This is a genomic window from Brevundimonas sp. FV1ye7S, from assembly GCF_058680995.1.
The window spans coordinates 3210981-3234246 of the sequence record NZ_CM178726.1; the positions used below are offsets into that span (position 1 = coordinate 3210981).

Below are 23266 nucleotides of genomic sequence, written 5' to 3' on the forward strand. Positions count from 1 at the left end.
GCCCCCACCGGCCGTCTATGCAATCTTAGGACGGACCGCACCTAAAAAGGGGTTTCGGAAGGTTTCCTGTTCGGAAGCCGCCAGACGAAGGACCAGCCCGTGGGCGACAGGAAATATTTCGGCACCGACGGCATTCGCGGGCGCGCCAACACCTATCCGATGACGGCCGAGGTCGCGCTGCGCGTCGGCCTGGCGGCGGGCAAACTGTTCCGCACCGGGGATGACCGCCGTCATCTGGTGGTGATCGGCAAGGACACCCGCCTGTCCGGCTATACGATCGAGCCGGCCCTGGTCGCCGGTTTCGCCTCGGTGGGGATGGACGTGCGCACCTTCGGTCCCGTGCCGACGCCGGGGGTGGCCATGCTGACCCGGTCGATGCGCGCCGACCTGGGGGTGATGATCTCGGCCTCGCACAACGACTACGCCGACAACGGGATCAAGCTGTTCGGCCCGGACGGCTACAAGCTGTCGGACGAGATCGAGCTGAAGATCGAGGCCCTGATGGACGACGGCCTGGACCAGGGGCTGGCGCCGTCGAACAGGCTGGGCCGGGTCAAGCGGATCGACGACGCCCAGGCCCGTTATATCGAGATCGCCAAACAGGCCTTCCCGAAACGCCTGACGCTGCAAGGCCTGAGGATCGCCGTCGATTGCGCCAACGGCGCCGGCTACAAGGTCGCGCCCACCACCCTGTTCGAACTGGGCGCCGAGGTCTTCCCCGTCGGCGTCACCCCGAACGGAACCAATATCAACGCCGAATGCGGCTCGACTCATCCCCAGACCCTGGTCGAGGCGGTCAAACGCTACCGGGCCGACATCGGCATCGCCCTGGACGGGGACGCCGACCGGCTGATCATCTGCGACGAAAAGGGTCAGGTGGTGGACGGGGACCAGATCATGGCCCTCGTCGGGCTGGACTGGGCGAAACGCGGCCTGCTGACCGGCGGCGGCGTGGTGGCCACCGTCATGTCCAACCTGGGGCTGGAGCGCCGGCTGAAGGCCGAGGGCCTGACGCTGGAGCGGACCAAGGTCGGCGACCGCTATGTGATGGAGCGGATGCGCGAGGGCGGCTTCAACATCGGCGGCGAACAGTCGGGCCATATCATCCTGCACGACCACGCCACCACCGGCGACGGCCTGATGGCGGCGCTGCAGGTGCTGGCCGTTCTGGTGGACTCCGGCAAGCCGATGAGCGAACTGGCCCGTCAGTTCGACCCGGTGCCGCAGCGGCTGGAGAATGTCCGTTACACCGCCGGCAAGCCGCTGGAGAGCGACACGGTCAAGACCGCCATCGCCGAGGCCGAGGCGACCCTGAACGGCCAGGGGCGGCTGCTGGTCCGCCCCTCGGGCACGGAAAAGCTGATCCGCGTCATGGCGGAAGGCGACGACGCCGCCCTGGTCAAACGGGTGGTGTCCGAGGTTTCGGCGGCGGTGAAGGCGGCGGGATGACAGCCTCCCTCTCCCGGCGGGAGAGGGCTTGAGCGCACGGCGGCGAAGCCGTCGTTCTGGCGCGAAAGGGTGAGGGCTACGGTGGTGCGAACTGGCCCATCGGCGGAACCCTCATCCGGCCCTTCGGGCCACCTTCTCCCTATGGGAGAAGGAAGCGGCCTACCTATCCGCAATTTCACTTGCGGCCTGCGGCTCTCGGCGCTCCATTGCGGCCGACATCTTCGCAGGGGCCTTCCATGATCGACCGTCGCCGCCTTCTTCTGTCCGCCGCAGCCGGGGCGGGCCTGGCCGCCGCAGGGGGACAGGTCTTTGCCGGAACCGCCCCGGCCGGCGACGCCGCCGCAGCCAAGGCCGCCCTGGCCGGCTTCATGGACCAGGCCTTCGAACAGACCCTGGACCTGAGCCCCGAGGCCGTCACCGCCTTCGGCCTGGACAAGGGCCCGCGCGCCGCCGCCAAGTCCCAGCTGACCGCGCCGACCCTGGAGAACGAGGAGAAGTTCCGCGCCTTCACCAAGGCCCAGCGCGCCGCGCTGAGCGCCATGGACCGCCCGTCCATGGATGCCCAGGACGGCATCTACTACGACACCATCGCCGATAATCTGGACGGGGTGATCGCCACCTTCGCCATCCCCTACGGCCAGGGCGGCTGGCCCAATCCCTACCGGGTCAGCCAGCAGGGTGGGGCCTATCAGTCGACGCCGGACTTCCTGGCCAACCAGCATACGATCCAGACGGCCGAGGACGCCGACGCCTATGTGGCGCGCGTCAACGCCTTCGCCGACGTTCTGAGCGCCGAGACGGACCGTTTGCGTGAGGAGTACGCCCTGGGCGTCATTCCGCCGGACTTCATCCTGGCGAAGGCCATCGCCCAGCAGGACGGCATACTGGCCACGAACGCCGCCGCCTCGCCCCTGGTCGCCTCGGTGGCGGATCGGGCGAGGGCCAAGGGACTGACCGGCGACTGGGGCGCCCAGGTCGAGGCCCTGCTGACCCAGAAGGTCTATCCCGCCCTATCGGCCCAGAACGCCCTGTTGAAGGCGGCCCTGCCGCGCGCCGGCCACGAGGCCTCGGTCCGTCGCCTGCCGCAGGGACAGCAGTATTACGCCAACAGCCTGCGCTACATCACCACCACCCGGCTGACGGCGGACGAGATCCACCGCACCGGCCGCGCCCAGATGGCCGAGCTGACCGCCCGCGCAGACACCCTGTTGCAGGCCCAGGGCCTGACCCAGGGGACGGTGGCGGAGCGGATCCGCGCCCTGGGTCAGGATCCGAAATATGTCTATCCCAACACCGACGCCGGCAAGGCCGAGCTGATCGAAAAGCTGAACGAGCAGATGGCCGACATGCAGGCCCGTCTGCCCGGCGCCTTCGGCCGGTTGCCCAAGGCCTCGGTCCAGATCAAGCGCGTCCCGCCCGAGATCGAGGCCGGCGCCCCGATGGGCTATTACAACTCGCCCAGCCTGGATGGGACCCGGCCGGGGATCTACTGGATCAATCTGAAGGACACGGCGGAATGGCCGTCCTGGACCCTGCCGACCCTGACCTATCATGAGGCGACGCCGGGCCACCATTTGCAGATCAGCCTGCAACAGGAGAGCGCGGCCGCGCCCAAGCTGATGAATCTGCTGGGCTTCTCCAGCTATGTCGAGGGCTGGGGCCTGTACGCCGAACAGCTGGCCGACGAACTGGGCGCCTATGAGAACGATCCCGTCGGCCAGATCGGCTATGTCCAGTCGCTGATGTTCCGCGCCGCCCGTCTGGTGGTGGACACCGGCATCCATTCCAAGGGCTGGAGCCGCGAACAGGGCATCCAGTACATGATGGAGGCCTATGGCGACCAGGAAGGCGCGGCCGTGTCCGAGGTCGAACGCTATTGCGGCTGGCCGGGCCAGGCCTGCGCCTACAAGGTCGGCCACAACGAATGGGTCCGTCTGCGGGAAAAGGCCAGGACCAGCCTGGGCGGCCGGTTCGACCTGAAGGGTTTCCACGACACGGCCCTGGCCACCGGCGGCGTGCCGTTGTCGGTGCTGGAGCGGATCGTGGACGGCTGGATCGCGACGCAGGCCTAAGTCCCAATCCCAACGGCTGAGGAGGCTGAGATGATCGACCGTCGCCGACTACTGCAGACTGGAGCCTTTGCGGGCGTCGCCACGTTTGCCGCACCGGCCTTCGCGCGCGCCCAGACCGGGGCGGCGGACGCCCTGGTCGCCCGGATCGGCGAGCAGGCCGTCGATATCAATCCGCAGCTGGCGACCAATCTCGGCCTCGATACAGGGCCCCGCGCCGGCCTGAAGTCCGCCCTGGCGGGCCGGGGCCTTCAGGACCGGGCCAGGGCGATCGCCCTGAACGAGGCCTGGCTGGCCGAGATCCGCGCCATCGACGCCTCGAGCCTGACCGGCCAGAGCGCCGCCAGTTTCGAAGTGGTTCGTTTCCAGGCCGAGGCTCTGGATGCGGCCAAGGGCTTCGGCTACGGCGATTTCGGCTTCGTCGATCCCAGCGTGTATCCGCTTCAACCCTATACGGTCTCCCAGTTGACCGGCGCCTACCAGGCGACGCCGGATTTCCTCGACACCCAGCATTCGATCGAGACCACCGCCGACGCAGAAGCCTATCTGTCTCGCCTATCTGCGTTCGCACAGGTGCTGGATCAGGAGACCGAGGCCAGCGGTGCGGACGCCCGTCGCGGCGTGATCCCGCCCATTTTCATCGTCGCCAAGGCCCTGGACCAGATGCGGGCCTTGCGCGCCCCGACCGCGGCCGAGGCCGGCCTGACCCGCAGCATCGCCCGACGCACCGCGGAGAAGGGAATCGCAGGGGACTGGTCAGGGCGGGCGGCCGTCATCGTCGAACGCGAGATCTATCCCGCGCTGGAGCGCCAGATCGCCCTGCTCGAGACCTGGAGGCCGCGCGCCACGACCGACGCGGGCCTCTGGGCCAGACCTCAGGGCGAGGCCTATTACGCCGCCAATCTGCGGCTGATGACCACCACCGACCTCGCCCCCGAGACCATCCACCAGATGGGCCTGGACCAGTCGCGCGACATCCTGTCCCGCATGGACGCGCTGCTGAAGGCCGAAGGCATGACGCAGGGGACGGTCGGCCGACGCATGGCCGCCCTAGGCCGCCAGCCGTCGCAGATCTATCCGAACACCGATGCGGGCAAGGCCCAGATTCTGGCGGATCTGAACGCCCAGATCGCCGACATGGAGGCCCAACTTCCGCAGTATTTCGGACGGCTGCCGAAGGCGAGGGTGGAGGTTCGCCGCGTCCCCGCCGCCATCGAGGCCGGGGCGCCTGGCGGCTATGCCGTGGCGCCCAGCCTGGACGGGTCGCGACCGGGCGCCTTCTACATAAATCTGCGCGACACGGCCGAGTGTCCGCGCTTCAGCCTGCCGACCCTGGCCTATCATGAGGCGCTCCCGGGGCATCATCTCCAGGGCACGCTGGCGATTGAGAACACCCGCCTGCCTTTGATCTCGAAGGCTCTTTTCTTCAGCGCCCATGGCGAAGGCTGGGCGCTGTATTCGGAGCAACTGGCCGACGAGATGGGCGTCTACGCCGACGATCGGTTCGGCGAGCTGGGCTATCTGCAGAGCCTGTTGTTCCGCGCCTCGCGCCTGGTGGCCGACACCGGATTGCATCACAAGCGTTGGAGCCGGGAACAGGCGATCCGCTACATGGTGGATACGGGCGGCGACGAGGAAAGCGCCATAGCCACGGAGATTGATCGATACTGCGTCTGGCCCGGCCAGGCCTGCAGCTACAAGGTCGGACATGCCGAATGGGTGCGTCTGCGTGAAAAGGCGAAATCGAGCCTGGGCGATCGGTTCGATATCAAGGGCTTCCACGACACGACCCTGGCCGCAGGCGGCGTGCCCCTGTCGGTGCTGGAGCGGATCGTGGACGGCTGGGTGGCGACCCAGGCTTAGTCTAGTCGGGGCCTAGTCAGCGACCGTCAGGCCGTCGATCCGGCGCAGGCGGTTGTGGATGTCGGTGGCGGCGACGGCGGCCTCGGCCGTGGCGACGGCGATCTGGTTGAGGCCGCGCACCACGTCGCCGGCGGCGTAGAGACCCGGCACGCTGGTCGCCTGGTGCAGATCGACCTCCAGCCGGCCGTCGGAGGCCAGCCGTGCCTTGAGGCCCTGCGCCAGTTCGGCGTTGGGCGAGGTGCCCAGGGCCGAATAGACAAGATCGAAGGTCCGGCTCTGGCCGCCATAGCTCAGAGCGGTCACCCGGTCCTGTTCGATATCGATGGCCTCAAGCGGGGCCAGAACCAGTTCGACCCCCAGCCGGTCCAGTTCGTCGCGACGGGTCAGGGCGTCGGCCGGGCCGATGTGGATCAGGGTCACCCGGTCTGAATAGGTGCGCATGAAGGCGGCCTCGCGCGCGCCCTTGTCGCTGTCGCCGATGACGGCGACCGCCTTGCCGGTCGCCTCATAGCCGTCGCAGATGGGGCAGATGCGGACCAGCGCCTTCTGCACCGCGCGCTCCACGCCCGGCAAGTCGGGGTGATGATCGACGACGCCCGTGGCCAGCAGGATGGCGCGGGCGCGGATGGATCTCCCCTCGACCTGGGCTATGAAGCCTTCGCCGTCATGGACCAGGCTCTCGACCCGACCCGGCCTGATGACAGCGCCGTATTCCTCAGCCTGTTCGCGCATCCGCTTCAGAATATCGGCGCCCGTGATGCCGGCCGGAAAGCCCGGCATATTGTGGCTGAGCGGGATCCAGCAGGCGCGCGGCGCACCGGCGTCCATCACCACGGTCCGCCGACGAAACCGCCCGAGATAGGTCGCCGCCGTCAGACCGGCCGGACCCGCGCCGATGATCAGGACCTCCGGGTCGTTCACTGCGTGCGCCAGGCGACGGGCCACAAGTCGGACGGCACGCCCGCGCATTCCCCCATCGTACTCTCCTGCGTCAGGACGAAGCGGTCGCCAGTCCAGGCCCAGGTCTGAGCCGAGCCGCAGTCGCCGATGCCGCGCCCCTTGGCGAAGGCCGACAGGGTGCGGGTCTTGGGATCATACGCCCCGTTGACGGTGGAGTTGTCGGGCATGACCGGGTCGGCGCCGGGTCCGGCCGTTCCGGCAAGGATCGCCGGACGCGGGTCGCGACCATCCGGCCCCGTCAGATACCAGTTGTGGGTCACGTTATAGGCGCCGGAACCGCAGGGCACGGCCCAAAGCACGGTGCGGGCGTCCAGCCGGGCGGACATCACCATGTCGCTGACCGCCGGCATGGCCGATTCCTTCAGGCAGGTTCCGACCTCGGTGCGGGCGCGAAGAGCGGCGGGCACGCGCTGGTTCACGTCGCCGAAGCCCGCCTGATCCACTGCCGGCGCGGGCGTGACCGTCGGCAGGGGCGGAGCGACCGGGACGGTGGAGGCCGGACGGTCGCCACGACGGATCAGGGCGGTGGGCGTGTTGAGGCGGCCCTGTTTCTCATCGATCCAGAGCAGGGCGGCGGCCGCCCCGTTCAGCGACACCGCCTGGGTGGAGGCGCCGCGAACGACCATGGACTTGCCCTGGGCCATGGCGTCGATGACAGGACGGGCGTCGGTGCGGATCAGGCCGACCGGGGCCTGGCTGTCGCCATCGTCGTTGAGGGTCGCCGCAAAGGTGCGGCCGTCGATCGCCAGGCCGATCTGGCGCGAGGCGGGCGCGTCCCCGTCGGGCCAATAGCCGAAGCTGACCTCGGGCCTGGCGTCAGGGCCGGGCTGGAGGGCGATTCGGACCCAGCCCGCGGCGAATTCGGGCGCGAAGCCGAAGGCCCAGCAGGTCCCGTCATTGCCGCATGTGGCGCGCCAGTCCTTGAACTGGCGGGTCTCGCTGCGGGTCTGCAGCACGGGCGCCGGGGCGGCGGCAGGCGGCGTCGAAGAGGCCGGGGCCTGGGGCGAACCCGCCTTCTGAGCGGCGTCCTTGTCGCCGCAGGCCGCGACGGCGAGCGCAGACGCCGCCAGCGCCGAAAGGGCGACGCCCCGCAACAGATCGATGGTCCTCATGCCTTGTTCAGCTCCGAAGGTTTGTGCGCCGCGCGGGCGTCGGTCTTTGCGCTCTCGACGACATACTCCGGATTATCGGACGACGCCGCCGCCTTGTGCCCCTTGATGTGGGTTTCGGCGGTGATCGTCCTGCCCCCTGGCCGACGGATGCGCCCTGGCTGTTATCCCACCTTACGCGGTCGCCGGTCCTGAAGGTCTTGGCTGGCATGGGTGAACTCCTTGCGGCGTCGCTTGCTGTTCAGCGATCAGCCTTCGCATCAGTTCCACATCGATCACCGGCGGCGTCTCGCAGAAGGTGATGATCCACCGCTCGACGAGTTCGCGCTCTTCATCCGTCATTCCGTCGTCCGCCGCTGTGACCGGTCAGGCCCTTGGGGTCTAACAAGCCGAAACCCGTGACGCGGGTTCAACCTGGCCGTCAGGTTTTTTCCAAGCAGGGTTAACGGACGGCGGGGTTTGCGCGGACGCCCAGCCCCGCTATATCCCCGCCACGATATCATTCCCCAAAGTTCAGAGGCGGACCTCACGCATGGCCAAGATCAAGGTCGAAAACCCCATCGTCGACATCGACGGCGACGAAATGACCCGCATCATCTGGCAGATGATCAAGGACAAGCTGGTCTTCCCGTTCCTGGATCTCGATCTGGACTATTACGACCTGAGCATGGAGCACCGCGACGCCACCGACGACCAGGTGACGATCGACGCCGCCCACGCCATCCAGAAGCACGGCGTCGGCGTGAAGTGCGCCACCATCACCCCGGACGAGGCGCGGGTGAAGGAGTTCGGCCTGAAGAAGATGTGGAAGTCGCCGAACGGCACCATCCGCAACATCCTGGGCGGCGTGGTCTTCCGCGAGCCGATCATCTGCTCGAACGTGCCGCGCCTGGTGCCCGGCTGGACCCAGCCCATCGTCGTCGGCCGCCACGCCTTCGGCGACCAGTACAAGGCCACCGACTTCCTGATGCCCGGACCCGGCACCCTGACGATCAAGTTCGTCGGTGACGACGGCGAAGTGATCGAGCACGAGGTCTACAAGGCCCCCGGCGCCGGCGTGGCCATGGCCATGTACAATCAGGACGAGTCGATCCGCGAGTTCGCCCGCGCCTCGCTGTCCTACGGCCTGCAACGCGGCTACCCGGTCTATCTGTCGACCAAGAACACCATCCTGAAAGCCTATGACGGCCGCTTCAAGGATCTGTTCCAGGAAGTGTTCGACGCCGAATTCGCCGAGGACTTCAAGGCCAAGGGCCTGACCTACGAACACCGTCTGATCGACGACATGGTCGCGGCCGCGATCAAGTGGTCGGGCGGCTTCGTCTGGGCGTGCAAGAACTATGACGGCGACGTCCAGTCGGACGTGGTCGCCCAGGGCTTCGGCTCGCTGGGCCTGATGACCTCAGTGCTGATGACGCCGGACGGCAAGGTGCTGGAGACCGAGGCCGCCCACGGCACCGTGACCCGCCACTATCGCCAGCACCAGAAGGGCGAGGCCACCTCGACCAACTCCATCGCCTCGATCTTCGCCTGGACCCGCGGCTTCAAGCACCGCGCCAAGCTGGACGGGAATGCGGCCCTGGACGTCTTCGCCGACACCCTGGAAAAGGTTGTGGTGCAGACGGTCGAGGCGGGCGACATGACCAAGGACCTGGCGCTGCTGGTCGGCGACCAACAGGGCTGGCTGACCACCGAGGGCTTCCTCGACAAGGTCGCCGAGAACCTGAAGACCGCCCTGCCCGACGTCGGCTGAGCCCGTCTTCAAGCCGCGCAAAGCGCGATAGGACAGACAAAGTCCTCAAGCAGCGCGAAGCGCGGTAGGACCACCAAAAGAGAGCCCCGCCGGAACGATCCGGCGGGGCTTTTCATTGCGTCGTCGCGGAGGCCGTGCATGATCGGTTTCAGCGTGGGGGAGGCTTCGTGAAACGGCTGTTCGGCAATCTGTTGATCCTGGCGGTCGTGGTCGCGGCCGTGGCCTTTTTCGTCGCGCCGGCGGTCGGCTTCTTCGCCATCCGGTCCGCCGCCGAGGCGGGCGACGTGCAGGGCCTGGCGCGACTGATTGATTTTGCGGCCGTGCGCCAGTCGCTGCGGCCGCAGCTGACCGGAAAGGCCCAGGCCCTGGCGCCCGCGCCCTCCTTCCTGGAAGACCCCATCGGGGCCGTGCGGCGCCAGATGGAGCGGAACCCGGTGCTGAACGGGCCGGACGTGGACGCCTATCTGACCCCGGCCGCCCTGGCGGCCCTGACGCGCGGCGAGGGCCGGTACGCCAGCCAACGGTCCAGCATGACCGCGACCGCCGTTGCGGACGATGCGCCCCAACCCTGGCCCAAGCCGATCTTCTGGGGCGTGAACCGGGCGCGGATGGCGGTGGCGGACCAGGGCGGATCGCGCACCATCTTCACCTTCGAGCGCCGGGGTCCGTTTGAGTGGATCCTGGTCCAGATCGGCCTGCCGGACGGCGCGGCGCCGGCCGTGGCCGCGCCCGTCACTCCCGTTCCCGTTCCCGTTCCCGTTCCCGTTCCCGTTCCCGTTCCCGTTCCCGTTCCCGTTCCCGTTCCCGTTCCCGGCAAGACGGCCGCCGCCCCGCGCTGAGGCAACCGGCCGGCCGGAGTCCGCGTTGACTGAGGATGGAGTTCCTATGCTGAAGAAGATCGTCCTCGGGCTTTTGGCCGCCGTGGCCGCAGGCCTGCTGATCGCCTGTTTCGTCTCGCCCTTCGTGGCCGCCCAGGGCCTGATCCGGGCGGCGCGCACCGGGGATGCGGCGGGACTGGAACGCCGCGTCGATTTTCCCGCCTTCCGCGCCAGTCTGAAGAGCGAGTTGAACGCCCGGGCCGCCCTGGAGATCCGCCACCGGGCGGGGGACGACACGGGTCTGGCCGCCCTGGGCATGCTGCTGGCGCCGTCGCTGGTGGACGGGGCCGTCGATAATTTCGTCACCCCCCAGGCCGTCGCCGCCATGGTCCGGTCCGGCGAAAAGCCCCGGCCGGAGCGGCCCGTGCCCGCAACGGACACCCCGGCCGCGCCCAAGTCCGAAATCCACCAGTCCTGGGCCTATCGCGGGTTCGACCGTTTCGCCGTCACCCTGACGCGCGATGATCGGCCCGACGACGCCCTGGTGCTGATCCTGGAGCGCCGCGGGATCTTCGATTGGAAACTGGCCGGCGTGGACCTGACGCCGGATCCGATGGGTTGAGGCAGGCTGAACTTTGAAGACTGTCTGACGCCGCCACCTTTTTCCTTTCGTCATCCTCCGGCAAGCCGCGTCTTCGCGGCGCAGACCGGGGGACCCAGCGGCGCCGAAGGCGATGTCTCCGCCGCACGATATCGAGACACCCAATCCGCGACAGGTTCGCGCTATCGCACGCCGCTGGGTCCCCCGATCTCGCTACGCTCGTCGGAGGATGACGAAAGTCGAGGTCAGCCCGCCAGGGCCGCCCGCACCGCCGCCAGACCGTCTTCAGCCTTGGACCCATCCGGGGCGCCGCCCTGGGCGAAGTCGGGCTTGCCGCCGGCGCCCTGGCCGCCCATGGCGATGACGGCGGCGCGGGCCAGGTCGGCGGCGTTGACGCGGTCGGTCAGGTCCGAGGTCACGGCGACGGTGACGGCGGCCTTGCCCTCGGTCACGCCGATCAGGGCGACGACGCCGGTTCCGACCTGTTTGCGGAAGTCCTCGGCCACGCCGCGCAGCCCCTTGCCGTCCACGCCGTCCAGAACGCGGGCCATCAGCTTGATCCCGCCGATCTCTTCCGGCGCAGAGGCCGCGCCGGAGCCGCCGCCCAGGGCCAGCTGCTTCTTCAGTTCGGCGACCTGTTTCTCCAGCGTCTTGACGGAGCCCTGCAGGGCCTCGACCCGGCCGGGCACGTCCTGGGTCTGGATCTTGAAGTCGCGGGCCAGACCGCGCGTCACCTTGGCCTGGGATTCCAGATGGAGGCGGGCGGCCTCGCCGGTCAGGGCCTCGATGCGGCGCACGCCGGCGGCGACGCCGGTTTCCTGGACCACCTTGAACAGGCCGATGTCGCCGGTGCGGGCCACATGGGTGCCGCCGCACAGTTCGACCGAATAGGGGGCGTTATCGCTGACCAGCGACCGGCCCAGGGTCAGAACCCGGACCTCGTCGCCGTATTTCTCGCCGAACAGGGCGATGGCGCCGGCCTCGATGGCCTCCTGCGGGGCCATCAGCTTGGTTTCCGCCGGGACGTTCTGGCGGATGACGGCGTTGACCTCGGCCTCGATGATCGCCAGCTCGTCCTCGGTCACGGGGGCGCCGTGGCTGAAGTCGAAGCGGGCGCGCTCAGAGTCGACCAGCTGGCCCTTCTGGGCGACCGCCGGGCCGAGCACATTCTTCAGGGCCGTGTGCAGCAGGTGGGCGGCCGAGTGGTTGGCGCGGGTGGTGGTGCGCTTGTCGGCGTCCACCAACTGGGCGACGCGGGCGCCGATCTCAAGCGTCCCGGCCGTGATCTGGGCCGACAGGACGTGCAGGTCGCCGGCGTGCTTCTTGACGTCCAGAACCTCGGCCTCTCCACCCGGCCACTCAAGCGTGCCCTGATCGCCGGTCTGGCCGCCGCTCTCGGCATAGAAGGGGGTGTTGTCGAACAGGATCTCGACGATGTCGCCGGCCTCGGCCGTCTCGACCGGAGCGCCGCCGTTCATGATGGCCAGCACCTCGCCCGACCCCTCGATAGTGTCATAGCCGTTGAAGACGGTCGGACCCATGCGGTCGCGGATCGCCAGCCATTCATTGGTGTTGGCGGTCTGGCCCGAGCCCTTCCAGTGTTCGCGCGAACGCTGGCGCTGTTCGGCCATGGCGGATTCGAAACCGTCGACATTGACCGAGAAACCGCGACGACGGGCCTCGTCCTGGGTCAGGTCCAGCGGGAAGCCATAGGTGTCGGACAAGGTGAAGGCGGTCTGGCCGTCCAGCATGTCGCCGGGACGGAAGCCCTGAACCGCCGTGTCGAACAGGGCCATGCCCCGGCCCAGGGTGGTGCGGAAGCGGACCTCTTCCTGTTTCAGCGTGTCCTCGATGAAGGGCTGGGCGCGGGCCAGTTCCGGATAGGCGTCGCCCATCTGGGCCACCAGGGTCGGCACCAGGCGGTGCATCAGCGGATCAGCGGCGCCTAGCAGGTGGGCGTGGCGCATGGCGCGGCGCATGATCCGGCGCAGCACATAGCCCCGGCCCTCGTTCGACGGGGTGACGCCGTCGGCGATCAGGAAGGAGGAGGAGCGCAGGTGGTCGGCGATGACCCGGTGGCTGGCGGCGCGCTCGCCGTCCGACTTGGTCGAGGTGGCGTCTTCCGAGGCGGCGATCAGGGTCTTGAACAGGTCGGTCTCGAACACCGAATGCACGCCCTGGAGCACGGTGGTCATCCGCTCCAGCCCCATGCCGGTGTCCACGCTGGGCTTGGGAAGGTTGCGAACGATCTGGTCGTTCTCCTTCTCGAACTGCATGAAGACGTTGTTCCAGATCTCGACGTAGCGATCACCGTCTTCGTCCGGCGAGCCGGGAGGGCCGCCCGGGATCTTGTCGCCGTGGTCCCAGAAGATTTCGGTGCAGGGGCCGCAGGGGCCGCTGTCGCCCATGGCCCAGAAGTTGTCGCTGCCGGCGATGCGGATGATCTTGTCGTCGCCGAAGCCGGTGACCTTCTTCCAGATCGCGGCGGCCTCGTCGTCGTCGATATAGACGGTGACCAGCAGGCGTTTGGCGTCCAGGCCGAACTCCTGCGTGACCAGTTTCCACGCCCGGTCGATGGCGTGTTCCTTGAAATAGTCGCCGAAGGAGAAGTTCCCCAGCATCTCGAAGAAGGTCAGGTGGCGGGCGGTGTAGCCGACATTGTCCAGGTCATTGTGCTTGCCCCCGGCGCGGACGCATTTCTGCGAACTGGTGGCGCGCGGATAGGGCGGCTTGGACGCGCCGGTGAAATAGTCCTTGAACGGCACCATGCCCGCATTGACGAACAGCAGGGACGGATCGTTCTGCGGCACCAGCGGCGCCGAGTGCACCTTCTCGTGGCCGTCGGCCGCGAAGAAGTTCAGATAGGTGGCGCGGATCTCGTTCAGGCTGGGCATTTGGGCGTGTCTTCGGCTCGGTCGTCGCAAGGAACCGGCGTCATATAGGGTTTTGTCGGGGAACGCATCATCTGGTCCCGCCCCGCGCCCGTCGCGGTCGAGTCGGGGGAATGATCGCTTTGCGAAAGATCAAGGCGATCCTTGCGCGGAGCCCCATTCTGCGGCGTCACACATGTCGGTTCGAAACTCGGATTTCGAGTTTTTCGCGACGCCAGGGAAACAGGACAGACGACCATGGGAACGACACAACTGCATCGGGGTCGGCTCATAGACCACATCCAGCTGGTCGTCCGTGATCTCGCGCTTAGTCGGAAATTCTACACGGCTGTTCTGAACGTGCTGGAGATCCCCGTCATCGATACGGCCGACGGCTATTTCTGGGCCGATGAACTCGTCGTGTCCTCGCCGGAAAGCGCGGAGAGCCGGGGCGTTCTGACGGGTCGGCACCACCTGGCCTTTCAGGCCAAGGACCGCGCGACGGTCGATGCCTTCTATCGGGCGGCGCTGGCCCATGGCGCACGCGACAACGGCGCGCCGGGCGAGCGGGCCTATCATCCGGGCTACTACGCCGCTTTCGTGCTCGATCCCGACGGCAACAACATCGAAGCTGTGCACCATGGTGAGGCGCGGCGTAGCGCGCCGTCGGTGACGATCGGTTTCTGAGGATTCCGGGAGGCCGACGGGTCCACCTGCGTCAACGCCAAGGTCCGATTTCAGGGCTGACGCCCGTTTCGCAAACAGACCCGTTGGCGACATTCGCGGCATCGCCTAGCCTGCAGATATGCACAAGGAACCGAGAGACGGAGGGGCCGATGTCGAGGCGGTCTATGTGGCGGGACTCTCCGGCTACTATCCTAGTCCTTACCTGACACCGGACGACCTTAAGGCCCTGTCAGACCGTTGCCTGACGGGCACGAGAGTGATCAGCAACATTGAAGCTTACGAGCTTGATGGTGAGGCGGACGTCGCCCGTTTTGACCTAAGTCTCTACGGAGAATACGCCACTCAGAAATTGAAGAGCTGGCCGGAGCGGGCTTCGGATTCGGTAACGTTCATCGAGCAGTTGCTGCTTGATGTCGCCAAGGAAAAGAACCGCATAATGTTTCAGGTCTGGCTTGACTGGGACCAAGCCTGAGGTCGGCGGTGCCATGACCTTCTAAGCGTCCGCTTCCCACCCCGAACGGCCCTTCGCAATGTCTGCGTTCTGCGGGCGACGCGGCCAAAGGGGCGCCTCACACCTGCGGCGGCGGGCCGAACTTGCCGGACTGATAGTCCTGGATAGCCTGGATGATTTCCTCGCGGGTGGTCATGACGAAGGGGCCGTGGCTGAAGACCGGCTCGTTGATCGGTTCGGCGTGGCCCAGCAGGACGACGGCGTCGGTCTGGGCCGTGATCTCGACCGCGTCGCCGTCGCCCAGGGCGGCCAGGTTCCATTCGGGCACGGGGGTTCCGGCGACGGAGACCTGGCCCTTGATCGCATAGAAGAAGACATTGCGGCCGGCGGCGACCGGGGCCTCAAACCGGGCGCCGGCGGGCAGGCGGACGACGGCCAGATGGATGTCGATCAGCGACTGGATCGGGGCCTTGACCCCCAGCCATTCGCCGGAGACCGGCTCGATCGTCACGCCGCCCTCGGTGGTGAAGGTGGGGATGTCGGCGGCCTGAAGCCCCACATAGTCGGGTTTGGTCATCTTCAGCCGGGACGGCAGGTTCACCCACAGCTGCAGGATCTCCATCGGCCCGCCGTCGCGTTTGAAATCGGTCGGCGAAAGTTCGGCGTGGATCAGGCCCGATCCCGCGGTCATCCACTGGATCCCGCCCGCCTTGATAATGCTCTCGCCGCCGCCGGAGTCGTTGTGGGCCAGTTCGCCGTCCAGGATGAAGGTTACGGTCTCGAACCCCCGGTGCGGGTGCGGGCCGAACGGCAGGCCGCGGTTGCCCGGCGGATAGGTCTGGGGGCCGTGATGGTTCAGGAACAGGAAGGGATCGACCTGGTCCAGGCCCGGACCGGGCACCGGACGGCGCGTGGTCAGGTCGCCAATGTCGTCGCGGTGGGCGGGATGAAGGCGAAGAACGGGGCGGGGCGTGATCTCGGTCATTCGTCACATATAGGGTGGCGGATTGGACATGGCGAGATCAGAGACGGGCTTGAAGCGCCGCCAGATCGGAAAAATCCAATTCCCGGCCGCCCGCGTAAATCCTCTATCCGAGACAGAGCGTGGATCGATCATGCGCAAATCCGACGACCACGACACGGAACAGGCCACAGGCGGCAAGAATTCGCGATGTTGGTCACGGTCCGTTGACACCGTCGTTCTAGAGACACAAAAGCCTTCGCAACCGCACACGGCGATTGAATTCATTCGCTTTTGAGAACCATTCGCATGACCCAGCCCAGCCCGACCTCGGGTGGCGCCTCTAGCGACCGGACCGGTCGTTTCGTCACCCAGCCCAACGGTCACGTCACACCGCTTTCGCCCTATATCGGCATCTGGCGCTGGCACGTCACCATGGCGGCCTCCATCCTGTTCCGGGCCACCATCATCGCCGCTACCGTCGGCGCGCTGATCGTCGTCGCCTGGCTGGGGGCCCTGGCCTTCGGACCGGACGCCTATGCGACCGCCCTGGCCCTGGCCGGGTCCCCGCTGGGCCTGTTCGTCGGCTTCGGCCTGACGGTCGTGCTGTTCTCCTTCATCCTGAACGGGACGCGTCACACGATCAACGACACCGGCAATGGCCTGACCATCAAGTCGTCCACGATCTTGTCGCGCATCGCGGTATGGGCGCCGGTTCCGCTGGCGATCCTGTTCTGGGTCGTCCTGTTCGCCGTCGGGAGGGTTTCGCTGTGAGCGGTCAAGTCAAAGGGAACGGGGCCAGGTTCAAGAACAACGTCAAGATTTCCGAGCGCCACGGCGCCGGCGAATGGCTGGCCGAGCGGGTGTTGCTGGTCGTCGTGCTGCCGCTGGGCCTGTGGGTCGCCTCGACCGCCTTCACCCTGACGGGCGCCGGCTATGACGCCGTGCAGGACTGGTTCGCCAACCGGCTGAACGCCGGCCTGCTGGCGCTGACGGCCGTGGTCTTCTTCGGCTACGTCAGCGTGGCCTGGAAGGTGATCCTTGAGGACTATGTGCCCCAGCCGGGAACGCGCAAGGCGCTCGTGGCGCTGCTGAACCTGGTCTTCCTCGTGCTGGCGGCCGCCAGCGTCTTCTTCATCGTGCGGATGGCGCTGGGTTCGGCGCCCCTGCCCGCTGGTTTCGGAGCCTGATTAGCTGATGGCCGCTTACGAACTGATCGATCACGAATACGACGTCGTCGTCGTCGGCGCCGGGGGCTCCGGCCTTCGCGCCGCCCTCGGCGCCGCCCAGCAGGGGCTGAAGGTCGCCTGCGTCACCAAGGTCTTCCCGACCCGCAGCCACACGGTCGCGGCCCAGGGCGGCATCTCCGCCTCGCTGGGCAATATGGGCGAGGACAGCTGGCAGTGGCACATGTACGACACCGTCAAGGGGTCGGACTGGCTGGGCGACCAGGACTCGATCGAATATCTGGTCCGTAACGCGCCCAAGGCCGTGTACGAGCTGGAACACTGGGGCGTGCCCTTCAGCCGCACCGACGAAGGCAAGATCTATCAGCGCGCCTTCGGCGGCATGACCCGCAACTTCGGCGAAGGCCCGGTGCAGCGCACCTGCGCCGCCGCCGACCGCACCGGCCACGCCATCCTCCACACCCTGTACGGCCAGTCGGTGCGTCGGGAAGTGAAGTTCTTCGTCGAATATTTCGCGCTGGACCTGATCATGCAGGACGGCGCCTGCACCGGCGTGACGGCGCTTCAGCTCGACAACGGCCAGCTTCACCAGTTCCGCGCCAAGATGGTGGTTCTGGCCACCGGCGGCTACGGCCGCGCCTATTTCAGCGCCACCAGCGCCCACACCTGCACCGGCGACGGCAACGCCATGGTGCTGCGCGCCGGCCTGCCGCTGCAGGACATGGAATTCGTCCAGTTCCACCCGACCGGCATCTATGGCGCCGGCTGCCTGATCACCGAGGGCGCGCGCGGCGAGGGCGGATACCTGACCAACTCGGAAGGCGAGCGCTTCATGGAGCGCTATGCGCCCACCGTGAAGGACCTGGCCCCGCGCGACATGGTCAGCCGCTCCATGACCATCGAAATCCGTGAAGGCCGCGGCGTGGGCCCGAACAAGGACCACATCTTCCTGCACCTGGACCACCTGGATCCCAAGATCCTGCACCAGCGTCTGCCGGGCATTTCGGAAAGCGCCAAGATCTTCGCCGGCGTGGACGTGACCAAGGCGCCGATCCCGGTCCTGCCGACCGTCCACTACAACATGGGCGGCATTCCCACGAACTATCACGGCGAAGTCCTGACGCTGCGCGACGGCAATCCCGACAGCGTGGTGCCCGGCCTGATGGCCGTGGGCGAGGCGGCCTGCGTCTCGGTTCACGGCGCCAACCGGCTGGGCTCCAACTCCCTGACCGACCTGGTGGTGTTCGGCCGCGCCGTCGGCCTGCGCTGCGGCGAGGTGGTGGACAAGGCCTCGGCCGTGCCGTCCGCCTCCAAGGCCCAGACCGACGCCCACCTGGCCCGCCTGGACCGCTTCCGCTTCGCCGACGGCTCGACCCCGACCGCCGAGCTGCGCCTGTCCATGCAACGCGCCATGCAGGCCGACGCGGCGGTGTTCCGCACCGGCGAGACCCTGCAACAGGGCACCGACAAGCTGCGGGCCATCGACGCCGCCGGCGCCGACATCAAGACCACGGATCGCGGCCTGATCTGGAACACCGACCTGATGGAGACGCTGGAGTACGACAACCTGATCGCCCAGGCCGTCGTCACCATCGAGAGCGGGCTGAACCGCACGGAATCGCGCGGCGCCCACGCCCGCGAGGACTATCCGGATCGGGACGACGCCAACTGGATGAAACACACCCTGGCGTGGAAGCGTCCGGGCGAGCAGGTCCAGATCGACTACCGCCCCGTGCACAATTACACGATGTCCGACGACATCGCGTACATCGAGCCCAAGGCTCGGGTTTACTGAGGTCGAACGCAGATGGTTCAACTCTCCCTCCCCCGCGGCTCCAAGCCCACCAAGGGCAAGGTCCACAAGGCCGCGCCCGGCTCCAAGGACGTCCGCACCTACAAGGTCTATCGCTACGACCCCGAGGTCGATGCGGACCCGCGCTGGGACGTCTATGAGGTTCCGACCGGCGACCACGGCCCCATGCTGCTGGACGCCCTGATCCACATCAAGAACACCATCGACCCGACCCTGTCGTTCCGGCGGTCCTGCCGCGAAGGCATCTGCGGGTCCTGCTCGATGAACATCGACGGGCGCAACACCCTGGCCTGCACCAAGGGCTGGGACGAGTGCGAGTCGCACAACATCACCATCGCCCCCCTGCCGCACCAGCCGGTGGTCAAGGACCTGGTGACGGACCTGAGCCTGTTCTACGCCCAGTACGACTCGATCCAGCCCTATCTCCAGTCGGACGAGCCCGACCCCGAGAAGGAACGGCTGCAGACCCCGGCCGAGCGCGAGAAGCTGGACGGCCTGTACGAGTGCATCCTGTGCGCCTGCTGCTCCACCTCCTGCCCCAGCTACTGGTGGAACCAGGAAGAATACCTCGGCCCGGCGGCCCTGCTGCAATCCTATCGCTGGATCTCCGACAGCCGCGACGACGCCACGCAGAAGCGTCTGGACGACCTGGAAGACCCGTTCAAACTGTACCGCTGCCACACCATCATGAACTGCGCCCAGGTCTGCCCCAAGGGCCTGAACCCGGCCAAGGCCATCGCTGAGACCAAAAAGCTGATGGTTTCACCCAGCCGGAAGAGACAGGCGGCCTGACCGCCGCCGATGCCCCGATGACCGCTGAGGTCCTGCTGTTCGCCTATGGCACGCTGCAGGACCCGGCAGTCCAGACGGCCGTCTTCGGCCGTGACCTGGGAGATCCGTCTGCGCCATAACGACGCCAACGACCTATTGTCTTCAATAGGTCGCGATGAGGAGAGGCTCATCTCGGCCTTCCACTTTCAACAGCAGGCGGAAGTGCGAACGGGGTTGCACCCTCGGCAGGCTCGATGATTAGCTCACCTTCAATGGTCTGAACGCAGGTCAAGCCGGTATCGCCTGCCAAAACGAGCTTTCCGCTGTCGTCGTTCAAAACGATGTAGTGCTGACCTTCTGAGTCATGGGCGAACAACGCAACCACGTGCCGTTCCTGATAAACTCCGGACACGAGCGCGCCGATTTCAGCCTTGTGGCTGTACTGCGGTCCTGGAACTTGAACACCTAACAATCTGACCTCGGCCACCTTCTCTCTCCCATATGGCTAAGCCGTTGAGATAGTAACGGTGTGCGAACAGCGCCAGAAATTGGTCTTAGAGAGACAACAGTTTTAGCAGCGATGATGTGAAACGGCATGCGGCCAACCTACGAGGCATAAGTTCTCACTTAAGAGCTACCCACCCACAGCAACCCGCCGTCACCCGCCAAGCTTCAACCCGCAATGCGCGGCGAAATGGCGGAAGTCGGAGTCGCCGGTGATCAGCGGGACTCGGGCGTCGATACAGGACTGGGCGATCAGGGCGTCGGCAAGACGCGCCTTGAGGCCGCGCTGGGCGAGGGCGCGGCGGTTGAGCGCCGCGCGTTCCCAATAGCCGTCGAGGATCGGCAGCAGGGGGGCGGCGGCGAGCAGGGCGTCGAGATGGCTTTCGGGCGCGGCGGCGGACAGGAGTTCCGTCAGGACCAGAGGCGGCAGCACCAGGGTCTCGTCCTGAAGGGCGCGGCGGACGGCGGGGCGGGCCGGGCCGTCGAAGCCGTGCAGGAAGTGCAGGACGGCGCTGGTGTCGGCGGCGATCAAACCCGCTGATCCGGTCGGTCGGTAGGCCGATCTTCTCGCAGGTCGTCCAGATCAAGGTCCAGAGGCGCGAGGCCTTCCAGGGCCAGCATGCGGCGGCTCCAATCGGAATGGGCCAGGGTTTCCAGCGCCTGACGCAGGGTTTCCGTCACGCCCTGGCCGGTCGCATCCTGGGCCGCCGCCAGCAGGCGGGCGGGCAGGATGGCGGTGATCTTGCGCATGTCATTCATGGGGCGATGATGCCATATACTGATGCTGGCGCCAACTTACGGCCTTGCGCCCACGCCCCGGCTTGATATGAGCGGGCCATGGCCAGCATCACCTATATCGAGCATGACGGAACCGAGCACGTGGTTGACGTGAAACCGGGGCTTTCCGTCATGGAGGGCGCGATCCGGAACAATGTGCCGGGGATCGATGCGGATTGCGGCGGGGCCTGCGCCTGCGCCACCTGCCATGTCTATGTCGACGAAGCCTGGCGCGAGGCGACGGGCAAACCCTCGGCCATGGAGGAGTCGATGCTGGACTTCGCCGAAGAGGTCGAGCCCAACAGCCGGCTGTCGTGCCAGATCCGCGTGTCCGACGCCCTGGACGGCCTGGTCGTGCGCCTGCCGGAAAACCAGCACTAGGACCGCCCGGCCGAAGCGGGCGATGACGGCTTTGGCCGCTTGAACCGTGCGCCCGGCGCCCCATCTGGATGCAGCGGCGCGGCGAAACCGGGCGTGAGGCGGGCGATTTCAGACGATTCAGACGATTCAGACTGTGTTTTTCCGCAGGCCGAGTCTGAATTCCGCGCGGCGGGCGCCGCCCCGGGTCACAGCGGGTCAATTCGCCGCTTGATGCCGGCGCATCCCGTCGCCATCTGAGCCGTTATGATCCTTCGACCCAGCACGGACCCCCGACATGACCTTCGCTGACCCCACCCTGGACCCCAATCTCTCGGGCGACCTGATCAAGGACGGCACGGACGCCTCCTTCATGACCGACGTCATCGAGGCGTCGAAGCATCAGCCGGTCATCGTCGATTTCTGGGCCACCTGGTGCGGGCCGTGCCGGACCCTGGGTCCGGCGCTGGAAAAGGGCGTGCGCGCCGCCAAGGGGGCGGTGAAGATGGTCAAGATCGATGTGGACGCCAACCCGGCCTATGCGGGCCAGCTGCGGGTGCAGTCGATCCCCACCGTCTACGCCTTCGTCAACGGCCAGCCGGTGGACGGCTTCCAGGGCGCGATCCCCGACAGCCAGATCAAGGCCTTCATCGACAAGCTGACCGGCGGCGCCGGCGGCTCGACCGAGACGGCGCAACTGCTTGAGCTGGGCGAGGAATCGCTGGGCCTGAACGATTTCGGCGGCGCGGCCCAGGCCTTCGCCCATGTCCTGTCGATCGAGCCCGAGAACGAGAAGGCCATCGCCGGCATGGCGCGGGTCTATCTGGCGAGCGGCGATCCCGAACAGGCGGCCCAGACCATCGCCATGGCCCCCCAGGACTCCAAGGAGCCGGCGGTCCAGAGCGTGCGCGCGCAACTGGCCCTGGCGGCCAAGGCGCCGACCGGGGCTTCCGCCGAGCTTGAGGCCAAGGTCGCGGCCGACCCCGACGACCACCAGGCCCGGTTCGACCTGGCCGAGGCCCAGAGCGCGGCCGGCGACTTCAAGGGCGCGGTCGATAATCTGCTGCACATCATCCAGGCCGATCGCGAGTGGAACGACCAGGCGGCCCGCAAGCAGCTGCTGGTCATCTTCGACGCGGCCGGCGTCAGCTCCGACGTCGCCAAGGACGGGCGTCGCCGCCTGTCCTCCATTCTTTTCTCGTAGGCGCCAAAACACCGGCCGCAAATAGCCCGCAGGGCGACAGGCCAAGCAACACCGGCCTCAAGCAGCCCGCAGGGCGATAGGCCAAGGAGACATGATGCCTCAAGGCTATGTTCGAGCCCTCGATCTGCCGCAGGTGATCCCGGTGTTCCCGCTGGAGGGGGCCATACTGCTGCCGCGCGGCCAGCTGCCATTGAACATCTTCGAGCCGCGCTATCTCAACATGGTGGACGACGCCATGGCCGGGGACCGGATCATCGGCCTGGTCCAGCCCAAGGGCGGGACTCCGGCCCTGCCTGGCCTGTCGCCGGTCGGTTGCGCCGGGCGGATCACCGGTTTTGCGGAAACCTCGGACGGTCGGTATCTGATCACCCTGACCGGGGTGTCGCGGTTCCGCATCGCCGCCGAACTGCCGTCCAAGGCGCCCTATCGCCAGGTGCGCGCGGCCTTCGACGCCTATGAGGACGATCTGGCGCCCCCGCCGGAAGAGCCCGACTTCGACCGCCACGCCTTCCTTGACGCCCTGCGCGCCTACATGACCCACCGGCTGCTGGACATCGACTGGGATACGGCCGAGAGCGCGCCGATGGAGGCCTTGATCAACAGCCTGTCGATGGCCCTGCCGTTCGAACCGGCCGAGAAACAGGCCCTGCTGGAGGCCATGGGCCTGCTGCCCCGCGCCGAGGCCCTGACCGCCCTGCTCCGCATCGACGCCGCCGACGCCGGTGACGACGCGGCGCCGTCCATGCAATGACGGGCTCAAGTAGCGCGAAGCGCGGTAGCCCCCTAAAGAACCCTCAAGTAGCGCAAAGCGCGACAGGCCCAGAACAATGAGTGACGCCTTCAACACGCCCGTCTCCGTCGATCCCCGCTTGCTGGAGGTGCTGGTCTGCCCGGTCACGCGCGGCAAGCTGACCTACGACCGCGACGCGGGCGAACTGATCTCCGTCGGCGCCAAACTGGCCTATCCGATCCGCGAGGGCGTGCCGATCATGCTGGCCGAGGAAGCCCGTCAGTTGGACTAGCTTCCCCGCCCCTTCCGCCCGTCATCCTCGCCCCTGTGGC

The 23266-nt window shown here is 67.2% G+C and carries 25 protein-coding genes; 16 read left to right on the forward strand and 9 right to left on the reverse strand.

Translation table 11 applies throughout. The annotated features are described in order from the left end of the window. The first annotated feature begins 99 nt into the window (after positions 1 to 99). The 3 genes from glmM to ACW18C_RS15635 all read left to right on the forward strand — a co-directional run bounded on the left by glmM (position 100) and on the right by ACW18C_RS15635 (position 5381). On the forward strand, positions 100 to 1449 hold the full coding sequence (gene glmM, locus ACW18C_RS15625; RefSeq protein ID WP_492071882.1) for a phosphoglucosamine mutase: 1350 nt from the start codon (positions 100 to 102) through the stop codon (positions 1447 to 1449). Between the two features lie 236 nt (positions 1450 to 1685). Further along, positions 1686 to 3521, forward strand: coding sequence for a DUF885 domain-containing protein (locus tag ACW18C_RS15630; protein WP_492071883.1), 1836 nt, complete (start codon positions 1686 to 1688; stop codon positions 3519 to 3521). Between the two features lie 30 nt (positions 3522 to 3551). Then, positions 3552 to 5381 carry a DUF885 domain-containing protein gene (locus tag ACW18C_RS15635; protein WP_492071885.1) on the forward strand — a complete coding sequence of 610 codons (1830 nt, stop codon included), beginning with the start codon at positions 3552 to 3554 and terminating at the stop codon, positions 5379 to 5381. A gap of 12 nt (positions 5382 to 5393) precedes the next feature. On the opposite strand, the gene ACW18C_RS15640 is transcribed toward ACW18C_RS15635, so the two are convergent. The 4 genes from ACW18C_RS15640 to ACW18C_RS15655 are packed head-to-tail and all read right to left on the reverse strand — an operon-like array spanning position 5394 to position 7792. Continuing rightward, positions 5394 to 6302: an NAD(P)/FAD-dependent oxidoreductase gene (locus ACW18C_RS15640; protein WP_291753081.1), complete on the reverse strand. Its 909-nt coding sequence runs from the start codon at positions 6300 to 6302 to the stop codon at positions 5394 to 5396. Then, positions 6299 to 7453 (reverse strand): DUF1176 domain-containing protein, encoded by a 1155-nt coding sequence (locus tag ACW18C_RS15645; RefSeq protein ID WP_492071886.1) that lies wholly within the window; start codon positions 7451 to 7453, stop codon positions 6299 to 6301. The genes ACW18C_RS15640 and ACW18C_RS15645 overlap by 4 nt, the downstream gene beginning before the upstream one ends. Beyond that, positions 7450 to 7602 carry a hypervirulence associated TUDOR domain-containing protein gene (locus tag ACW18C_RS15650; RefSeq protein ID WP_492074046.1) on the reverse strand — a complete coding sequence of 51 codons (153 nt, stop codon included), beginning with the start codon at positions 7600 to 7602 and terminating at the stop codon, positions 7450 to 7452. The genes ACW18C_RS15645 and ACW18C_RS15650 overlap by 4 nt, the downstream gene beginning before the upstream one ends. A gap of 22 nt (positions 7603 to 7624) precedes the next feature. After that, on the reverse strand, positions 7625 to 7792 hold the full coding sequence (locus tag ACW18C_RS15655) for a hypothetical protein (protein ID WP_492071888.1): 168 nt from the start codon (positions 7790 to 7792) through the stop codon (positions 7625 to 7627). Positions 7793 to 7982: 190 nt separating this feature from the next. On the opposite strand from ACW18C_RS15655, the gene ACW18C_RS15660 reads away from it, so the two are divergent. The 3 genes from ACW18C_RS15660 (at position 7983) to ACW18C_RS15670 (ending at position 10643) form a co-directional block, all read left to right on the forward strand. Beyond that, a complete protein-coding gene (locus ACW18C_RS15660; protein WP_183197362.1) occupies positions 7983 to 9203 on the forward strand; it encodes an NADP-dependent isocitrate dehydrogenase in 1221 nt (406 codons plus the stop codon). A 167-nt stretch (positions 9204 to 9370) separates the two neighbouring features. After that, a complete protein-coding gene (locus ACW18C_RS15665; protein ID WP_492071890.1) occupies positions 9371 to 10042 on the forward strand; it encodes a DUF2939 domain-containing protein in 672 nt (223 codons plus the stop codon). A 46-nt stretch (positions 10043 to 10088) separates the two neighbouring features. Beyond that, on the forward strand, positions 10089 to 10643 hold the full coding sequence (locus ACW18C_RS15670) for a DUF2939 domain-containing protein (protein WP_492071891.1): 555 nt from the start codon (positions 10089 to 10091) through the stop codon (positions 10641 to 10643). 224 nt (positions 10644 to 10867) lie between these two features. On the opposite strand, the gene alaS is transcribed toward ACW18C_RS15670, so the two are convergent. Continuing rightward, the gene (alaS, locus tag ACW18C_RS15675; protein WP_492071893.1) at positions 10868 to 13516 is read right to left on the reverse strand and encodes an alanine--tRNA ligase; all 2649 of its coding nucleotides are present in this window, start codon (positions 13514 to 13516) and stop codon (positions 10868 to 10870) included. 234 nt (positions 13517 to 13750) lie between these two features. On the opposite strand from alaS, the gene ACW18C_RS15680 reads away from it, so the two are divergent. Both ACW18C_RS15680 and ACW18C_RS15685 read left to right on the forward strand, forming a co-directional pair. Next, entirely contained in the window at positions 13751 to 14179 is a 429-nt protein-coding gene (locus tag ACW18C_RS15680; RefSeq protein ID WP_183197354.1) for a VOC family protein, read from the forward strand. A 118-nt stretch (positions 14180 to 14297) separates the two neighbouring features. After that, entirely contained in the window at positions 14298 to 14651 is a 354-nt protein-coding gene (locus tag ACW18C_RS15685) for a hypothetical protein (RefSeq protein WP_492071894.1), read from the forward strand. A gap of 97 nt (positions 14652 to 14748) precedes the next feature. Here ACW18C_RS15685 and ACW18C_RS15690 read toward each other — a convergent pair whose 3' ends face one another. Further along, positions 14749 to 15615 carry a pirin family protein gene (locus ACW18C_RS15690; RefSeq protein ID WP_492071896.1) on the reverse strand — a complete coding sequence of 289 codons (867 nt, stop codon included), beginning with the start codon at positions 15613 to 15615 and terminating at the stop codon, positions 14749 to 14751. Between the two features lie 285 nt (positions 15616 to 15900). Here ACW18C_RS15690 and sdhC point away from each other — a divergent pair, with 285 nt between their 5' ends. From sdhC to ACW18C_RS15710, 4 genes are read left to right on the forward strand one after another with little or no spacing between them, the layout of a single operon-like run. Next, on the forward strand, positions 15901 to 16365 hold the full coding sequence (sdhC, locus tag ACW18C_RS15695) for a succinate dehydrogenase, cytochrome b556 subunit (RefSeq protein ID WP_492071897.1): 465 nt from the start codon (positions 15901 to 15903) through the stop codon (positions 16363 to 16365). Next, positions 16362 to 16781, forward strand: a complete 420-nt coding sequence (sdhD, locus tag ACW18C_RS15700; protein ID WP_035310655.1) for a succinate dehydrogenase, hydrophobic membrane anchor protein — start codon at positions 16362 to 16364, stop codon at positions 16779 to 16781. Before sdhC ends, sdhD begins: the two co-directional genes overlap by 4 nt. A 7-nt stretch (positions 16782 to 16788) precedes the next feature. Further along, a complete protein-coding gene (gene sdhA, locus ACW18C_RS15705; protein WP_492071899.1) occupies positions 16789 to 18573 on the forward strand; it encodes a succinate dehydrogenase flavoprotein subunit in 1785 nt (594 codons plus the stop codon). A gap of 12 nt (positions 18574 to 18585) precedes the next feature. Further along, on the forward strand, positions 18586 to 19383 hold the full coding sequence (locus ACW18C_RS15710) for a succinate dehydrogenase iron-sulfur subunit (protein ID WP_035310651.1): 798 nt from the start codon (positions 18586 to 18588) through the stop codon (positions 19381 to 19383). A 166-nt stretch (positions 19384 to 19549) separates the two neighbouring features. On the opposite strand, the gene ACW18C_RS15715 is transcribed toward ACW18C_RS15710, so the two are convergent. From ACW18C_RS15715 to ACW18C_RS15725, 3 genes are all read right to left on the reverse strand, one after another. Next, positions 19550 to 19849 (reverse strand): hypothetical protein, encoded by a 300-nt coding sequence (locus ACW18C_RS15715; protein WP_492071901.1) that lies wholly within the window; start codon positions 19847 to 19849, stop codon positions 19550 to 19552. Positions 19850 to 20020: 171 nt separating this feature from the next. Then, positions 20021 to 20398 (reverse strand): PIN domain-containing protein, encoded by a 378-nt coding sequence (locus tag ACW18C_RS15720; protein ID WP_492071903.1) that lies wholly within the window; start codon positions 20396 to 20398, stop codon positions 20021 to 20023. Beyond that, positions 20395 to 20616 carry a hypothetical protein gene (locus tag ACW18C_RS15725; RefSeq protein WP_492071905.1) on the reverse strand — a complete coding sequence of 74 codons (222 nt, stop codon included), beginning with the start codon at positions 20614 to 20616 and terminating at the stop codon, positions 20395 to 20397. The genes ACW18C_RS15720 and ACW18C_RS15725 overlap by 4 nt, the downstream gene beginning before the upstream one ends. A gap of 87 nt (positions 20617 to 20703) precedes the next feature. On the opposite strand from ACW18C_RS15725, the gene ACW18C_RS15730 reads away from it, so the two are divergent. The 4 genes from ACW18C_RS15730 to ACW18C_RS15745 all read left to right on the forward strand — a co-directional run bounded on the left by ACW18C_RS15730 (position 20704) and on the right by ACW18C_RS15745 (position 23226). Continuing rightward, positions 20704 to 21024, forward strand: a complete 321-nt coding sequence (locus ACW18C_RS15730) for a 2Fe-2S iron-sulfur cluster-binding protein (RefSeq protein ID WP_008259676.1) — start codon at positions 20704 to 20706, stop codon at positions 21022 to 21024. Positions 21025 to 21298: 274 nt separating this feature from the next. Next, a complete protein-coding gene (locus tag ACW18C_RS15735; RefSeq protein ID WP_492071907.1) occupies positions 21299 to 22204 on the forward strand; it encodes a tetratricopeptide repeat protein in 906 nt (301 codons plus the stop codon). Between the two features lie 94 nt (positions 22205 to 22298). After that, positions 22299 to 22955 carry an LON peptidase substrate-binding domain-containing protein gene (locus tag ACW18C_RS15740; protein WP_369733966.1) on the forward strand — a complete coding sequence of 219 codons (657 nt, stop codon included), beginning with the start codon at positions 22299 to 22301 and terminating at the stop codon, positions 22953 to 22955. A gap of 76 nt (positions 22956 to 23031) precedes the next feature. Then, positions 23032 to 23226, forward strand: coding sequence for a Trm112 family protein (locus ACW18C_RS15745; protein ID WP_008261770.1), 195 nt, complete (start codon positions 23032 to 23034; stop codon positions 23224 to 23226). Positions 23227 to 23266: the final 40 nt, after the last annotated feature.

What these genes read in the sequence shown, in the direction of transcription:
- ACW18C_RS15670 (WP_492071891.1), top strand. Translation starts at nt 10,089, where the DNA reads ATGCTGAAGAAGATCGTCCTCGGGCTTTTGGCCGCCGTGGCCGCAGGC.
- sdhA (WP_492071899.1), top strand. Translation starts at nt 16,789, where the DNA reads ATGGCCGCTTACGAACTGATCGATCACGAATACGACGTCGTCGTCGTC.
- ACW18C_RS15635 (WP_492071885.1), top strand. Translation starts at nt 3,552, where the DNA reads ATGATCGACCGTCGCCGACTACTGCAGACTGGAGCCTTTGCGGGCGTC.
- ACW18C_RS15645 (WP_492071886.1), bottom strand. Translation starts at nt 7,453, where the DNA reads ATGAGGACCATCGATCTGTTGCGGGGCGTCGCCCTTTCGGCGCTGGCG.
- ACW18C_RS15740 (WP_369733966.1), top strand. Translation starts at nt 22,299, where the DNA reads ATGCCTCAAGGCTATGTTCGAGCCCTCGATCTGCCGCAGGTGATCCCG.
- ACW18C_RS15685 (WP_492071894.1), top strand. Translation starts at nt 14,298, where the DNA reads ATGCACAAGGAACCGAGAGACGGAGGGGCCGATGTCGAGGCGGTCTAT.
- ACW18C_RS15725 (WP_492071905.1), bottom strand. Translation starts at nt 20,616, where the DNA reads ATGCGCAAGATCACCGCCATCCTGCCCGCCCGCCTGCTGGCGGCGGCC.
- ACW18C_RS15735 (WP_492071907.1), top strand. Translation starts at nt 21,299, where the DNA reads ATGACCTTCGCTGACCCCACCCTGGACCCCAATCTCTCGGGCGACCTG.
- ACW18C_RS15690 (WP_492071896.1), bottom strand. Translation starts at nt 15,615, where the DNA reads ATGACCGAGATCACGCCCCGCCCCGTTCTTCGCCTTCATCCCGCCCAC.
- ACW18C_RS15630 (WP_492071883.1), top strand. Translation starts at nt 1,686, where the DNA reads ATGATCGACCGTCGCCGCCTTCTTCTGTCCGCCGCAGCCGGGGCGGGC.
- ACW18C_RS15745 (WP_008261770.1), top strand. Translation starts at nt 23,032, where the DNA reads ATGAGTGACGCCTTCAACACGCCCGTCTCCGTCGATCCCCGCTTGCTG.
- ACW18C_RS15660 (WP_183197362.1), top strand. Translation starts at nt 7,983, where the DNA reads ATGGCCAAGATCAAGGTCGAAAACCCCATCGTCGACATCGACGGCGAC.
- alaS (WP_492071893.1), bottom strand. Translation starts at nt 13,516, where the DNA reads ATGCCCAGCCTGAACGAGATCCGCGCCACCTATCTGAACTTCTTCGCG.
- ACW18C_RS15730 (WP_008259676.1), top strand. Translation starts at nt 20,704, where the DNA reads ATGGCCAGCATCACCTATATCGAGCATGACGGAACCGAGCACGTGGTT.
- ACW18C_RS15680 (WP_183197354.1), top strand. Translation starts at nt 13,751, where the DNA reads ATGGGAACGACACAACTGCATCGGGGTCGGCTCATAGACCACATCCAG.
- sdhC (WP_492071897.1), top strand. Translation starts at nt 15,901, where the DNA reads ATGACCCAGCCCAGCCCGACCTCGGGTGGCGCCTCTAGCGACCGGACC.
- ACW18C_RS15655 (WP_492071888.1), bottom strand. Translation starts at nt 7,792, where the DNA reads ATGACGGATGAAGAGCGCGAACTCGTCGAGCGGTGGATCATCACCTTC.
- ACW18C_RS15710 (WP_035310651.1), top strand. Translation starts at nt 18,586, where the DNA reads ATGGTTCAACTCTCCCTCCCCCGCGGCTCCAAGCCCACCAAGGGCAAG.